Raw genomic sequence first — 14,065 nt, 5'->3', positions numbered from 1 at the left:
TGAGAAGAGGGCAGGCCACAGCTCGGGCCAGCGTGCTTTCCGTGCAGAATGGGCGCGTTATAAGGAATTGAGGCCCATTCGTCCAGCAAAAGCGCCAAATTACAAATTCCTCTGTCAATTATGCGATTAGCTGTCGACGCCCGGACCCAAACAGCTTTATCTATAAAGCCATGAAACAGCATTCCAGCAATACCACCAGCGAAACAATTGCTACCCGTATCAGCCGCATACTCGCCGACCGCATCATTGCCGGCGAGATCGAGCCGGGTGTTAAGTTGCGGCAGGATCATATTGCTGAAGAGTTCGAAACAAGCCATGTGCCTGTCCGCGAAGCGTTTCGACGGCTGGAAGCACAAGGGCTTGCAATTTCAGAGCCAAGGCGCGGTGTTCGGGTTGCTTCTTTCGACATCAAAGAAATTCGTGAAGTGGCGGAAATGCGCGCGGCTCTTGAAGTGCTGGCATTGCGCCATGCGGCACCGCACATCACACGCGCTACACTGGATGCAGCAGAACAAGCCACAGTCGAAGGTGATAAATCACGCGACGTCAGAAGCTGGGAAGAAGCCAATCGTCGCTTTCACCGGCTGATTCTCGAACCCTGCAACATGCCACGCTTACTTGCGACCATTGACGATCTGCATGCAGCCAGTGCGCGCTTTTTGTTCGCCACATGGCGGTCGGAATGGGAAACTCGCACCGATCATGACCACCGGGCTATTTTAACCGCCCTTCGTCAGAATGACATTGAAGCCGCAACGACCATCCTCGCCCGGCATGTGCAATGGATCGGCCATCGCCCGATCAAAACGGCATCTGGCAAGACACGCGATTCCTTCGCAATCGTCGGCTAGACAGCAGTTTCAACGATCAGTTTTTTGCTGCGACGTGATCTGCCGCTTCAGCAGATTTCGAACGGGCTTTATTGTCTTGATTTTAAACAATTTTTACATTTTTATATATTTTATCTATTTCTCACTTGCCAAAATTCATCAATCCGGAGATTTTAAATAGATCGAGTCGTAATTTTATCTATAATTTGAGGAAGCCATGGCCTACATCACCCAGAAGAGCGTATCTTTCAGCCCGCTTGATCTTGAGTCCCGCTCCCCTGCCCTGCGCATCGCAGCCGTCGCATTTGGTACACTGGTTCTGGCAATCTCGTCACAGATCGAAGTTCCGATGATCCCCGTTCCAATCACGCTTCAGACGCTGATCGTACCATTGATCGGCGCGCTCTATGGCTGGCGCCTGGGTGCAGCCACGGTTCTTGCATGGCTGGGTCAGGCGATGATCGGCCTTCCTGTTCTTGCAGGCGGTGCTGGCGGTATCCATCACTTTGCAGGCGCAACGGCTGGCTATCTCGCAGCCTTCCCGATTATCGCAGCGCTGACCGGCTATCTTGCTGAACGCGGGTGGAATAAGAGCATTGTTCTGAGCTTCACGTCGTTCCTTGCCGCCAACGCGATCTGTCTGGCTCTCGGCGCACTATGGCTTTCGGGCGCGATCGGCATTGAAAAGGCCGTTGCCTTCGGTGTTACACCATTCCTAGTCGGTGCAGTGATCAAGTCGGCACTGGGTGCAGCAATCCTTAAAGCAGCAAATCGATAAGCAAAAAATGACGGTACGCTTACGCGGCCATCATCTTCTCTGCATGCTGACTTATATCGGCAAGGGCTACAGCCCGGCATTCGTGGACAATTATGACACGATTGCCGGGCGCTTGTCTGATGGAGAAGACATCGAGATCATCGATGGGCCGGACGATATTTGTCAGCCGCTGCTTTGTGATGGCGATTGTCATTGCTTAAATGAAAGCGTGATCGTGCGCGACCGGCTGGCGCTGAACTCCATCTCAGATTTATTCAAAACCACAGTCGCCGCAGGCTCAGATTTCGAGCTCGATGCGGCGCGACTTGCATTGATGCGGTCGGCCTTTGTAGCAGGAACCATCCGCAAAGCCTGTCAGTCTTGCGAGTGGTCAGATCTCTGTACCCGCATCGCCGTCAACGACGATTATGCGGGTGTTCAAATCAGATTATAGCGCAGACTATTTCCAGAATTCTGGAATATTCTCTTCCAGCCGTGCGCCAATACGCAACGGTGCAATTTTTTCAGCAAGCCCAGTGCGGTCAGAAATCTCGATCCCCACGCCGCAGACAGTGGCAGGACCGCTGGCGGCCTCAAAGCGACCTTTCGGTACTTTCGACAGGAACCGATTAAGCGGCTCTTCCTTTTCCATGCCCAGCGACGAATCATAATCGCCGCACATGCCAGCATCCGACATATAAGCCGTGCCGTTGCGCAGGATTTGATAGTCAGCAGTCGGCACATGGGTATGCGTTCCAACCACAGCACTGGCACGACCATCGACGAAATGACCGAAGCACTGCTTTTCGCTTGTGGCCTCCGCATGAAAATCGAAGAACACGGCATCGGCCTGTTCACCAAGCGGACAAGCTTCAAGAATTTTCTCGGCCGCGATGAACGGATCATTGAGGTCGGGATGCATGAAAACGCGGCCCATCACATTGGAGACCAGCACCCGCGCACCGTTCTTTGCAATGTAAAGCCCTTCCCCCTTACCCGCAGTTCCTTTCGGAAAATTTGCAGGACGCAGAAAACGATCTTCACGCTTGGAGAAATCAAGCGCCTCGCGCTGATCCCATACGTGATTGCCGGTCGTCACAACATCAGCACCCGCGCGGATTGTGTCGTGAAAAATCTCTTCGGTAATACCGAAGCCGCCAGCGGCGTTTTCACCGTTGACGATCACGAAATCCAGCTTCAGATCGGAAATTAAGCCCGGCAGCTTGTCATAGACTGCCGTGCGCCCCGACCGGCCCACCATATCACCAAGAAAAAGTAATCTCATAAATCCGTCTTTATCAGCCCTGATCGAAGGAGCGCAAGCCAGTCTCGGTCAGTATCTGGTGAAGAGCAATATCGTGCGACTCATTGGGCACATGTGGCACTTCCTGACAATCAAATGCCATACCGATCAGCAGCGGCTCCAGACCCCGACCCCTGAATCGCGAAAGAGCGCGATCATAATGCCCTGCCCCATAGCCAAGCCTGTGGCCACGTTTGTCAAAACCTGCAAGCGGCATCAACAGAATCGCCGGGTCGACCAGCGGCGCATTTTTATCTGGACCCATCGTACCAAAGCCTGTCTGCACCAATTCCGCATCTGGCAGAAATTCGCGAAATGCTATTGTCTCTTTATCAAGCACTACCGGCAAACAAAGCCGCACACCCTTATCGCGCATAAACGACAATAGCGGGCGTGGATCAATCTCCGACCGGATAGGCCAATAACCCGCGATCATTGCTCCCTTGGGAATATGAAGAGCGGCTTCTGCCTTTTTAGCTGCCGACAAAGAGGCTTCGTAACGAAACCGCGGATCAAGCGCATCGCGGCGCGAAAGCACTGTTCGCCTCAAATGCTGCTTATCGCCGCTCTGCGGCTGCCCGGTATCATTCATCAAACGCCTCCACCAATTGCTGATAGTGGAACCGGAATGCGCTTCTCCGTCAAGGGTCAGTTGCTAATCTCTCCGAGCGCTCACGAATAACTTTCAGCACAACGCCATGGAAATCATTCAGGAAAACCTTACCCCAGAGATCGCAGTAGAAATTGATTGGCGTCGCAATGCGGTAGCGCGTGGTCAGCGTCAGGCGTGTGTGACCATTCGGAAGTGTTTCAAGCTGATAATCGCCATTGGTCAGCTTGAGATAGGAGCTATCCACATCGATATGCGCTTCAACAGCTGCAGGTATCGATTCCGGCCCAAAATTGAAATCCCATGCGAGATGTCGATTCTCTTCCCACTGCGTTATGATTTCCTGAAATTTTACACCGCGTGTCCATTCAAGCTGGCGTACAGCGCCGACACCCTCGCCTTCAAGCCGCGCATCCACTGGCTGCGGAACTCCGACGATGCCATGACTGAATGTCCAAGACAGTTCATCCGGGCGCACATTGCGGATTTCAGCCGTCTGCTGCCACACAATGTCAGGCGAAGCTGCAATATCGATAACAGTCGTAACCGCCCCCTCATGCGGCTCATATTTCAGCAACGGCTCTAACGGATAAAACATCAACGGAAGTGCAATCACCAGCATTGTCGAACGCGGCGAACGAAACCGCTGAATGAGGGAAAGCGTCACCCAAGATCCAATCGCCGAGAAAACTGCGAAAAACGGCGCAGCCATAATCACGCAAATCCCGCCCTCGCGAAAGAAAACCATGCTGATAACAACGAGGCCGCCGATAATCATCCAGCCCATTTTCACGTGGTTCCAAAGGGGCTTTAGTGCACGCGGATCGCTGATACTCGATGCAAGGCTCGCAATTCCCATCGGCAAAAGCATCAGCCCACCAATGAAGGGCATCATATCCGAAATGGGCGTCAGCCAGATCAGCATATAGAGCAACAGCCCGTAGACCATCGCAATCGGAACAGCGACGCGCAGACGTTCAGACACTGGAGGCAAATCAGGGGGAGTATAAGTCATCAGCAAACGCACATATCTTTGAAGGGATAAGGCGCGTTAGAACATACTTATCTTAAATAACAAACCGCTTGGCTCAAAAAGGCACGAAGCGAAAGAAAGTGGCGACCACGACGACCGATGGTAGTGTTTGATCCCGGGAACCTACAACGTAGGTGGGCGCCATATGCGAAAGCCCACAGGCCTTCACAGGGACAGCTCCCTTAGAGATCAATAAGGCCCCGGGGATGCTGTTACACCTGTCGGGAAGCGCAGTACGCCGACAACACATATAGGCGCACTCACGCTTAAGCGCCAGAGGCGTTAAGACAGATACAGAAATCTTTTAGAAAAATCAGGCAGAACCGCGACGCGGTGAGATACGCGCAGCAACCTGTTCAAGACGCGTCGCGACATCTGCGAGCATTCCCGTTACGGCAGCATCATTCTTGTCGGCACTTGTCAGCGCTTCGTCATGCGAGTGGCGCAGGTTTTCAACCTCTTTTTCAAGCGCTTTAACGCGCTTTTGCGTCTCAGCCAGCTCATCCATCACCATAATGCCGGACATAACAGTGAGGCGCAGATCGCCGATTTCGCCAAAAGAGGATTTCAGATGAGTAACATACTGGTCGAAACGATCCGCAAGGCCAGAGAGATGCTCTTCTTGCCCTTCGTCACAGGCCATCCGATAAGCTTTGCCATCGATGGTAACGGTTACAGTCGCCATGCTTGTGTCCTTTATCGATCCAGAACGGCGCGGATGGTTTCCATAGCGGTCACAAGACGACGTGACACTTCGCGGTTCGCAGCTTCAAGCCGCTCTGCGCGCGCCTCAGATTGATCAAGTTCCTGAGCAAGTTTGCTACGGTCAGCGTTCATACGCTGCACCTCTTCCTCGGCTTCGGCGAAGTCGCCTTCCTTGTCCAGCCGCAGATCAACTGCTTGTTCAAGCGTGTTGAGTGCTTTGTCCAGCCGTTCGAGGACTTGCCTGAGGGTCGTATCGGGTGCCATCCATATCCTTTCCAATGCCAGATCACAGACGCAGATTACAGACTTCGAATCGCGCCTGCCGGACGGGCATCTTTAAAAAGACTGTAATAATCGTGAGCCCGATAAGCAACAAATGAGGGGGCTTTGACCCCGTTCATGCACCGTTATCAGCGCAAAAAAGGCTTTTCAGTGTTAGCCGCCCCAACAATTGCCCGCATTTCGCGCCTGATCGCGGAGTGTTTATTGTCGAAAAGCTATCGTTTTGTTGACTCCTTGGTCGCAGGTGCTATGTGTCCCAAAGCCTTCTGCAGCGCGAGCATCTCATGCATTTAATCGGTTTAAATAGATTAAATCGTTTAGTATAAGAAATTCGTGCTTCAGTCCCGAGGCATCGCCGCAACCCCGTTCAAACCACTCTGGAAAGACGGCTGAGACCATGACGAATTCCGATAAACAAAATCAGTTGGCCAATGCAATCCGCTTCCTCTCGATTGATGCGGTTGAAAAAGCCAACTCCGGCCATCCCGGACTCCCGATGGGTGCAGCCGATATTGCGACCGCGCTTTACACGCGCTTCCTGTCGCATGACCCACAGAACCCACATTGGCCAGATCGCGACCGCTTCGTGCTTTCCGCAGGTCACGGCTCGATGCTTCTTTATTCGCTGCTCTTCCTTTCGGGCTACGAAGACATCTCGATTGAGGAAATCAAGAATTTCCGTCAGCTCGGCGCACGTACTGCTGGTCACCCAGAATACGGTCATGCCGCTGGTATCGAAACCACAACTGGTCCGCTCGGACAGGGCATTGCCAATGCTGTTGGCATGGCGCTTTCCGAACGCGTTCTGAATGCACAGTTCGGTGACAGCCTTGTTGACCACTACACCTATGCGGTTGTTGGTGACGGCTGCCTCATGGAAGGCATCAGCCAGGAAGCTCTCTCGCTTGCCGGCCACCTGAAGCTTAACAAGCTGATCGTTCTTTGGGATGACAACAACATCTCCATCGACGGCCCGATCTCGCTGTCCGACAACACCGATCAGCCAGCACGTTTCGCCGCTTCGGGCTGGAACACCATTGCTGTTGATGGTCACGATCAGGACGCGATTGCCAAGGCAATTGAGCTTGCCAAGGTTTCGGAAAAGCCAACCTTCATCGCGTGCAAGACCACTATCGGTTTTGGTTCGCCAAACAAGGCTGGCACCAACAAGGTCCACGGTTCGCCGCTCGGTGCAGAAGAAATCGCTGCAACACGCAAGGCACTTGGCTGGTCGGCTGAACCTTTCGTTGTTCCTGCTGAAGTTCTCGATGCATGGCGCGTTGCTGGTCTGAACGCTGCGAAGAAGCGTCTGGAATGGGAAAAGCGTCTGGCGAATGTCGATGCGGAAACCCGCGCTGAATTCGAACGCCGTATGCGTGGCGACCTGCCTGCAAACTTCGATGACGCGATCAACGAATACAAGAAGAAGCTTTCCGCTGAAAAGCCAAAGGTAGCGACCCGCAAGTCGTCCGAAATGGCTCTGGAAGTGATCAACGGCGTTGTGCCTGAAACGCTGGGCGGCTCTGCCGACCTGACCGGTTCCAACAACACCAAGACCAGCCAGACCAAGGCTGTTACGCCAGAAAACTACGGTGGTCGTTACATCCACTATGGTATCCGCGAACACGGCATGGCTGCTGCCATGAACGGCATCACGCTGCATGGCGGTCTGATCCCTTACTCCGGCACTTTCATGTGCTTCTCGGATTATTGCCGTCCGGCAATGCGTCTGTCGTCGCTGATGGGCATCCGCGTTGTTTACGTCATGACCCATGATTCGATTGGTCTTGGCGAAGACGGCCCGACCCACCAGCCGGTTGAGCATCTTGCAGCTCTGCGCGCTATTCCAAACCACAATGTCTTCCGTCCGGCAGACGCTGTGGAAGTTGCAGAATGCTGGCAGATTGCTCTGCATTCGAAGGGCACCCCTTCGACGCTCGCTCTGACCCGTCAGAACCTGCCTGTCGTTCGTACCGATCACCGCGAAGAAAACCTCTCCGCATTCGGCGCTTACGAACTTGCAGCTGCAAAGGGCGATGCAAAGGTTTCGATCTTCGCAACTGGTTCCGAAGTAGAAATCGCGCTTAAGGCTCGTGACCTTCTCGAAGCCAAGGGCATTGCAACCCGCGTTGTTTCGGTTCCATGCTTCGAGCTGTTTGAAGAACAGAGCGACGCTTACAAGCAGGCAACGCTCGGCGATGCTTCCGTTAAGGTCGCAATCGAAGCTGGTCTTTCGATGGGCTGGGAACGCTTCATCGGCGAAAACGGCGTGTTCATCGGCATGAAGGGCTTCGGCGCTTCGGGCGAGATCAACGATCTTTACAAGCACTTCGGCATCACAGCAGAACACGCTGCTGAAGCTGCGGAAAAGAAGCTCAACGCCGCATAATGTTCAAACGCCGGCGCTAAACACGCCGGCGTTTAAGTTTCCAGTTAGGGCTTAAGGCCTTAGCTGTTTTATCAAGTCACTGCATATGCAGAACCCTTTTGGGAGAATTAGAGAAAATGACAGTTCGCGTCGCAATCAACGGTTTTGGCCGCATCGGCCGTAATGTCCTTCGCGCTATCGTCGAATCGGGCCGCACCGACATTCAGGTCGTTGCAATCAACGATCTTGGTCCGGTCGAAACAAATGCGCATCTGCTGCGCTATGACAGCGTTCACGGTCGTTTTCCAAAGGAAGTAAAAGTCGTTGGAGACACCATCGACGTTGGCTACGGTCCGATCAAGGTTCACGCTGTTCGCAACCCGGCTGAACTGCCGTGGAAAGAAGAAAACGTCGACATCGCTCTGGAATGCACCGGCATTTTCACATCGCGCGACAAAGCAGCCCTTCATCTTGAAGCCGGCGCAAAGCGCGTTATCGTTTCGGCACCTGCCGACGGCGCTGACCTGACTGTCGTTTACGGCGTCAACCACGACAAGCTGACGAAAGACCATTTGGTCATTTCCAACGCTTCTTGCACCACCAACTGCCTTGCGCCAGTGGCACAGGTTCTTAACGATGCCATCGGCATCGAAAAGGGCTTCATGACCACGATCCATTCTTACACGGGCGACCAGCCAACGCTGGACACCATGCATAAGGATCTCTACCGCGCACGCGCAGCAGCTCTTTCGATGATCCCAACTTCGACGGGCGCTGCAAAGGCTGTTGGTTTGGTTCTGCCAGAACTGAAAGGCAAGCTCGACGGCGTTGCAATCCGCGTTCCAACCCCGAATGTTTCGGTTGTTGACCTGACTTTCATTGCAAAGCGCACCACCACTGTTGAAGAAATCAACAATGCGATCCGCGAAGCTGCCAATGCCCGCCTCAAGGGTATCCTCGGTTACACCGATGAACCGCTGGTATCGCACGACTTCAACCACGATCCGCATTCGTCGATCTTCCACACCGACCAGACCAAGGTTATGGACGGCACGATGGTTCGTATCCTGTCGTGGTACGACAATGAATGGGGCTTCTCCAGCCGCATGAGCGACACCGCAGTCGCTATGGGCAAGCTGATCTAATAACTGACAACGCCCCTTCAATCACGAAGGGGCGTTTTCAATTACATATTCAAAACCGAGAGAAGAAAAATGGCTTTCCGCACCCTTGATGATGTCGACGTCAAATCAAAGCGCGTTCTGGTTCGCGTAGACCTCAACGTGCCAATGGCAAACGGCGAGGTAACAGACCTCACCCGTATCGAACGTATTGTTCCAACCATTGCGGAACTCTCGAAGAAGGGTGCAAAGGTTATCCTGCTCGCCCATTTCGGTCGTCCGAAGGGTGTGGCGTCTGATGAAAACTCGCTGAAGCATGTCGTAAAGCCGCTCGCCAAGGTTCTTGGTCATGGTGTGCATTTTGCGGAAGACAGCATTGGCGAAAAAGCCAAAGCCGCAGTCGATGCACTGAAAGACGGCGACGTCCTGCTTCTCGAAAACACCCGCTTCCACAAGGGCGAAGAAAAGAACGATCCTGAATTTGTGGCGGCACTTGCTGCAAACGGCGACATCTTCGTCAACGATGCATTCTCGGCTGCACACCGCGCTCATGCCTCGACCGAAGGTTTGGCACACGTGCTGCCAGCCTATGCAGGCCGTGGCATGCAGGCTGAACTTGAAGCGCTTGAAAAAGGCCTCGGCCAGCCAGCACGTCCGGTTGTTGCAATCGTTGGCGGTGCCAAGGTTTCCACCAAGCTCGACCTGCTTTCAAACCTGATTGAAAAGGTCGATGCGCTCGTCATCGGCGGCGGCATGGCCAATACTTTCCTCGCTGCACAGGGCCACGATGTTGGCAAATCGCTTTGCGAACATGATCTTGCACATACCGCACGCGAAATCATGGCTAAGGCTGAAAAGACCAAATGCGCGATCATTCTGCCGGTTGATGCGGTTGTGGGCTGGCACTTTGCTGCCGACACACCAAACCAGACCTACGGCGTTGATGGTGTACCAAGCGACGGCATGATTCTTGATGCAGGCGCGCTTTCAACTGATCTGATCGCTTCGGCCATTGATGATGCAGCAACGCTCATCTGGAACGGCCCGCTCGGTGCATTTGAGCTGCGCCCGTTCGATGCGGCAACCGTAAAGACTGCAAAGCATGTTGCAGCCCGCACGAAAGCTGGCAAGCTTGTTTCGGTCGGCGGCGGCGGCGATACGGTTGCAGCGCTTAATCATGCAGGCGTTGCCGACGACTTCACCTATATCTCGACCGCGGGCGGCGCATTCCTTGAGTGGATGGAAGGCAAGCCGCTTCCAGGCGTTGATGTCTTAAAGAAGTAAAAAAGAAAGCCCCGGGAAACCGGGGCTTTTTCTTCATGGCTTAGGCGTCAGTTTTAACAACCGGCCCGGATTATCATCCTCGATCACCCAGATCGCACCATCAGGCGCAACCGCCACATCGCGGATACGATTTTCCATCGCAAAGCGCTCTGCTTCATTCGGCTGACCGTCACTGTTAATCGTGACGCGGATCAATGCCTGCGATGAAAGGCCTGCGATCAGCGCAGAACCGTTCCAGTCCGAAAACTGCTTACCCTTGTAAAAAGCAAGTCCACCCGGTGAAATCACCGGCGTCCAGAACAGCATCGGCGCTTCAAATTCCGGTCGTGTGCTATGCCGTGGAATAGGCCGTCCACTATAATTGTCGCCATTGGAAACAACCGGCCAACCATAGTTCAAACCCGGCTTAATGAGATTGAATTCATCGCCACCGCGCGGTCCCATCTCATGTTCCCAGAGCTTGCCATCAGGTGCGAAAGCAAGCCCATAGGGATTGCGATGCCCCATGCTCCATGTCAGCGCTTTAACACCCTCTTCTGATGCATGAGGATTGTCTTTCGGAACAGAACCATCAAGGTTCATACGCAGAACCTTGCCCATCGGGGAGTTCTCATCCTGCGCAGTGGCCGGGATCATGCGATCGCCAACGGACAGAAACAGATGCTTTTTATCGGGCGAGAATGCGATCTTGCCGCCGGGTTGTCCACCCTTGGCAACCGCCGACTGCCTCCAGATTGCCTCAAGGTTCTTGAACTCAGCCTTGCCTTTGCCTTCAGACAAAGTCGCACGCGCCAGCACAAGGCTGCCGCCACCATTTTCCGGCATGACATAGGTGAAATAAATCGCCTTGCTCTTAGCAAAATCAGGTGCTGGCACAATGTCCAGCAATCCGTTCTGGCCGCTATAGAGAACTTCCGGAAGACCAGAAATTTCAGTCTTTTCACCCTTTTGGGTTACGACAAAAGCTTTGCCACCCTTTTCGGTGAGGATTAGTTTTCCGCCCGGCAAAAATGCAATCGCCCATGGTGTGTCGAATTCCGCCACTGGCGCTATATTGAAAGGCAACTCAGTGGTGGCTTGCCTGCTTCCTGCATTGATACTTTCCGCGAATGCGGTTTGCATCGGAACGGCGATCATCGATGCAGCCAGCATGAATGGCAGGCTTAACAGGGCACGTCGCATCTCTCCTCCTATAACTCGAGCGCATCCCGAAAAGTGTGAAACGGTTTTCGGAACAAGATGCGCGTAAAAAAACAAATAGATAGAGCATTTCTAATGATTCAATGAAAACTGGAAATGCTCTAGTCGCCTTTAGATGGGATTTTTCACCGCCATTTCAAAACCCAATTATGGCTAAAATGGCTGTTAAGCCGCGAAAATATCAATAAAATCGTGCGCTAATTGATAATTTTAGCTTTCAGCGAAATGAAACCCGACGACTAGCGCCATAGCGAAAATTGCAAACACCGCAATCTTCCAAAAATCACCGCGCTTTTTCAGTCCCGGCCAGCCCAGCGGCTTGATAATATGCAACGCCATGAGGGCCATAAGCAGCACCGGCAAAATTTTGGTCACGAAGCACCTCTCATTCTTCCTTGTGACGTAGCAACAGGCCTGCTGCAAGTCTGATCACTGCATTCCCGACTTTGATATGTTTATTCATCTTTAGTTTGATGGACGAAACTTCGCTCATCGGCTTACACTCATCCCCGGAGGAGATGAAAAGCGTGTGGAGGAGATAAGGCCAACGAGCCAAATCTTGCGCTTTCATCCAGCATGTTATCGCAACGCTTTTACAGGCTATAGGCCGGTCAGAGCGTGCGTCTGGGAGGAACGGCATGACATCGAAATATGCGCAAACCTATGCTGCATGGCAGAAAGACCCAGAGGGCTTCTGGGCCGAGGCGGCTAAAGCCATTGACTGGTTCAAGCCATGGGATCAGGTTTTTGCGAGCGATGAAGGCGTCTATGGGCGCTGGTTTAAAGGCGCTGAATGCAACACGTGCTATAATGCGCTCGACCGTCATGTCGCCAATGGGCGCGGCGATCAGGTGGCACTCATCTATGAAAGCCCGGTGACGGGTTCCGTGCGCAAGTTCACCTATCGCCAATTGCTCGAAGAGGTCGAAGCGCTTTCGTCTGTCATGCTCGACAATAACGTGAGCAAAGGCGACCGCGTGCTTATCTACATGCCAATGGTGCCTGAAGCAGCGATCGCAATGCTGGCCTCAGCGCGCATTGGTGCCGTGCATTCCGTTGTGTTTGGTGGCTTTGCCGCCAATGAACTAGCAACCCGTATTGATGATGCAAAGCCGGTGATGATTATCGCCGGTTCCTGTGGGATTGAGCCCACCCGCGTCGTGCCCTATCAGGCGATGCTCGACAAGGCGATTGCCACGGCCCGTCATAAGGTCGAACATTGCATCATCCTTCAGCGCGAGCAGCATCCGCATAATCCCGTTGCAGGCCGCGACATCGATTACCGCACATCCGTCGATGCTGCCCGCGGTCGTCACGTTCTCTGTACGCCGGTTGATGCTACTGATCCACTTTATGTGCTTTATACATCCGGCACCACTGGCGAACCGAAAGGTGTTGTGCGCGACAATGGCGGGCATATGGTGGCGCTTACCTGGTCGATGAAAAATGTCTTCGGCGTTGAACCAGGACAAGTGTTCTGGGCGGCATCTGATGTCGGCTGGGTCGTCGGCCATTCCTATATTGTCTATGCACCACTCATTGCCGGTGCCACCAGCATCCTTTTTGAAGGCAAGCCCGTTGGCACGCCAGATGCAGGCACCTATTGGCGCATCATCGCTGAACACAATGTGGAAGTGATGTTCACCGCGCCAACGGCTTTGCGTGCCATCAAAAAAGACGATGCGGACGGCAATTTCGTACGCAAACACGATCTTTCCAAATTCCGCGCACTCTATCTCGCCGGTGAACGTGCCGATCCCGACACTATCCACTGGGCTGAAAATCTGCTCGGCTGTCCCGTGATTGACCATTGGTGGCAAACAGAAAGCGGCTGGCCGATGGTCGCAAATCCGCTTGGTCTCGGCCTGCTTGAAACCAAATATGGCTCACCCGCGGTTTGCCTGCCCGGCTATGACATTCAAGTGCTTGACGATGCAGGTCATGAAGTCGAACGCGGCCAGCTTGGAAACATCCTGATTAAGTTGCCCTTGCCGCCCGGTTGCTTGCCAACCCTGTGGAACGCCGATGAGCGCTTCCGCAAAGCCTATCTCAACGAATTTCCCGGCTATTATAAGACTGCCGATGCGGGCTATATGGATGAAGACGGCTATCTCTACATCATGAGCCGCACCGACGATATCATCAACGTCGCTGGCCACCGTCTCTCGACGGGCGCCATGGAAGAAGTGCTTTCCAGCCATCCGGATGTTGCAGAATGCGCGGTGCTTGGCATTTCCGATTCTGTCAAAGGTCAGGTGCCTTGCGGATTTCTCGTCCTCAAATCCAATATCGACCGCGATATTCAGGAAGTCGAAAAGGAATGCGTCAGCATGATTCGCGATGCCATCGGTCCGATTGCAGCTTTCCGGCTGGCTCTCACGGTAAAGCGCTTGCCCAAGACCCGCTCCGGCAAAATTTTACGCTCAACGATCCAAAAAATCGCTGATGGTGCGGAATGGAAAATGCCCGCCACCATCGATGACCCGGCAATTCTGGACGAGATAAGCACTGTTCTGCGAGAGCGCCACATCGGTCTAGCGTTTGTCTAATTTATTTATCATGCATTGACCGG

At 53.5% G+C, this 14,065-nt stretch carries 14 protein-coding genes and 1 other RNA gene; 7 read left to right on the top strand and 8 right to left on the bottom strand.

The features are described from left to right. The first annotated feature begins 170 nt into the window (after positions 1–170). From ACOZHT_RS18020 to ACOZHT_RS18010, 3 genes are all read left to right on the top strand, one after another. Positions 171–851, top strand: coding sequence for a GntR family transcriptional regulator (locus tag ACOZHT_RS18020; RefSeq protein WP_339513182.1), 681 nt, complete (start codon positions 171–173; stop codon positions 849–851). A 196-nt stretch (positions 852–1,047) separates the two neighbouring features. Continuing rightward, entirely contained in the window at positions 1,048–1,608 is a 561-nt protein-coding gene (locus tag ACOZHT_RS18015; RefSeq protein ID WP_339513180.1) for a biotin transporter BioY, read from the top strand. Between the two features lie 7 nt (positions 1,609–1,615). Continuing rightward, positions 1,616–2,041 carry a DUF1284 domain-containing protein gene (locus ACOZHT_RS18010; RefSeq protein ID WP_339513178.1) on the top strand — a complete coding sequence of 142 codons (426 nt, stop codon included), beginning with the start codon at positions 1,616–1,618 and terminating at the stop codon, positions 2,039–2,041. A gap of 6 nt (positions 2,042–2,047) precedes the next feature. Here ACOZHT_RS18010 and ACOZHT_RS18005 read toward each other — a convergent pair whose 3' ends face one another. The 6 genes from ACOZHT_RS18005 to ACOZHT_RS17980 all read right to left on the bottom strand — a co-directional run bounded on the left by ACOZHT_RS18005 (position 2,048) and on the right by ACOZHT_RS17980 (position 5,502). Further along, a complete protein-coding gene (locus tag ACOZHT_RS18005) occupies positions 2,048–2,872 on the bottom strand; it encodes a TIGR00282 family metallophosphoesterase (protein ID WP_339513176.1) in 825 nt (274 codons plus the stop codon). Between the two features lie 13 nt (positions 2,873–2,885). Further along, a complete protein-coding gene (locus ACOZHT_RS18000; RefSeq protein ID WP_339513174.1) occupies positions 2,886–3,482 on the bottom strand; it encodes a 5-formyltetrahydrofolate cyclo-ligase in 597 nt (198 codons plus the stop codon). Between the two features lie 49 nt (positions 3,483–3,531). Then, positions 3,532–4,515 carry an SRPBCC family protein gene (locus ACOZHT_RS17995; protein WP_339513172.1) on the bottom strand — a complete coding sequence of 328 codons (984 nt, stop codon included), beginning with the start codon at positions 4,513–4,515 and terminating at the stop codon, positions 3,532–3,534. Positions 4,516–4,614: 99 nt separating this feature from the next. Continuing rightward, positions 4,615–4,773: non-coding RNA, 6S RNA (gene ssrS / locus ACOZHT_RS17990), on the bottom strand. A gap of 73 nt (positions 4,774–4,846) precedes the next feature. Beyond that, positions 4,847–5,218, bottom strand: a complete 372-nt coding sequence (locus ACOZHT_RS17985) for a cell division protein ZapA (RefSeq protein WP_339513170.1) — start codon at positions 5,216–5,218, stop codon at positions 4,847–4,849. Between the two features lie 11 nt (positions 5,219–5,229). Next, positions 5,230–5,502 (bottom strand): DUF4164 domain-containing protein, encoded by a 273-nt coding sequence (locus ACOZHT_RS17980; RefSeq protein ID WP_250041133.1) that lies wholly within the window; start codon positions 5,500–5,502, stop codon positions 5,230–5,232. A 415-nt stretch (positions 5,503–5,917) separates the two neighbouring features. Here ACOZHT_RS17980 and tkt point away from each other — a divergent pair, with 415 nt between their 5' ends. The 3 genes from tkt (at position 5,918) to ACOZHT_RS17965 (ending at position 10,293) form a co-directional block, all read left to right on the top strand. Next, positions 5,918–7,909, top strand: a complete 1,992-nt coding sequence (gene tkt / locus ACOZHT_RS17975) for a transketolase (RefSeq protein ID WP_339513168.1) — start codon at positions 5,918–5,920, stop codon at positions 7,907–7,909. A 116-nt stretch (positions 7,910–8,025) separates the two neighbouring features. Next, a complete protein-coding gene (gene gap, locus ACOZHT_RS17970; RefSeq protein ID WP_339513166.1) occupies positions 8,026–9,033 on the top strand; it encodes a type I glyceraldehyde-3-phosphate dehydrogenase in 1,008 nt (335 codons plus the stop codon). A 69-nt stretch (positions 9,034–9,102) separates the two neighbouring features. Next, positions 9,103–10,293 (top strand): phosphoglycerate kinase, encoded by a 1,191-nt coding sequence (locus ACOZHT_RS17965; RefSeq protein ID WP_339513164.1) that lies wholly within the window; start codon positions 9,103–9,105, stop codon positions 10,291–10,293. A 33-nt stretch (positions 10,294–10,326) separates the two neighbouring features. Here the strand turns inward: ACOZHT_RS17965 and ACOZHT_RS17960 are convergent, their stop codons facing one another. Next, positions 10,327–11,475, bottom strand: a complete 1,149-nt coding sequence (locus ACOZHT_RS17960; protein ID WP_339513162.1) for a PQQ-dependent sugar dehydrogenase — start codon at positions 11,473–11,475, stop codon at positions 10,327–10,329. A gap of 228 nt (positions 11,476–11,703) precedes the next feature. Continuing rightward, the gene (locus ACOZHT_RS17955; RefSeq protein ID WP_421566187.1) at positions 11,704–11,868 is read right to left on the bottom strand and encodes a hypothetical protein; all 165 of its coding nucleotides are present in this window, start codon (positions 11,866–11,868) and stop codon (positions 11,704–11,706) included. 263 nt (positions 11,869–12,131) lie between these two features. On the opposite strand from ACOZHT_RS17955, the gene ACOZHT_RS17950 reads away from it, so the two are divergent. Then, a complete protein-coding gene (locus tag ACOZHT_RS17950; protein WP_421566186.1) occupies positions 12,132–14,042 on the top strand; it encodes a propionyl-CoA synthetase in 1,911 nt (636 codons plus the stop codon). Positions 14,043–14,065 lie beyond the last annotated feature (23 nt).

The sequence above is a fragment of the Ochrobactrum sp. EDr1-4 genome (assembly GCF_049199085.1).
Classification (GTDB): Bacteria; Pseudomonadota; Alphaproteobacteria; order Rhizobiales; family Rhizobiaceae; genus Brucella.
Note: the sequence above shows the minus strand (reverse complement) of the source record. Positions and strands in the feature narration are given on the sequence as shown.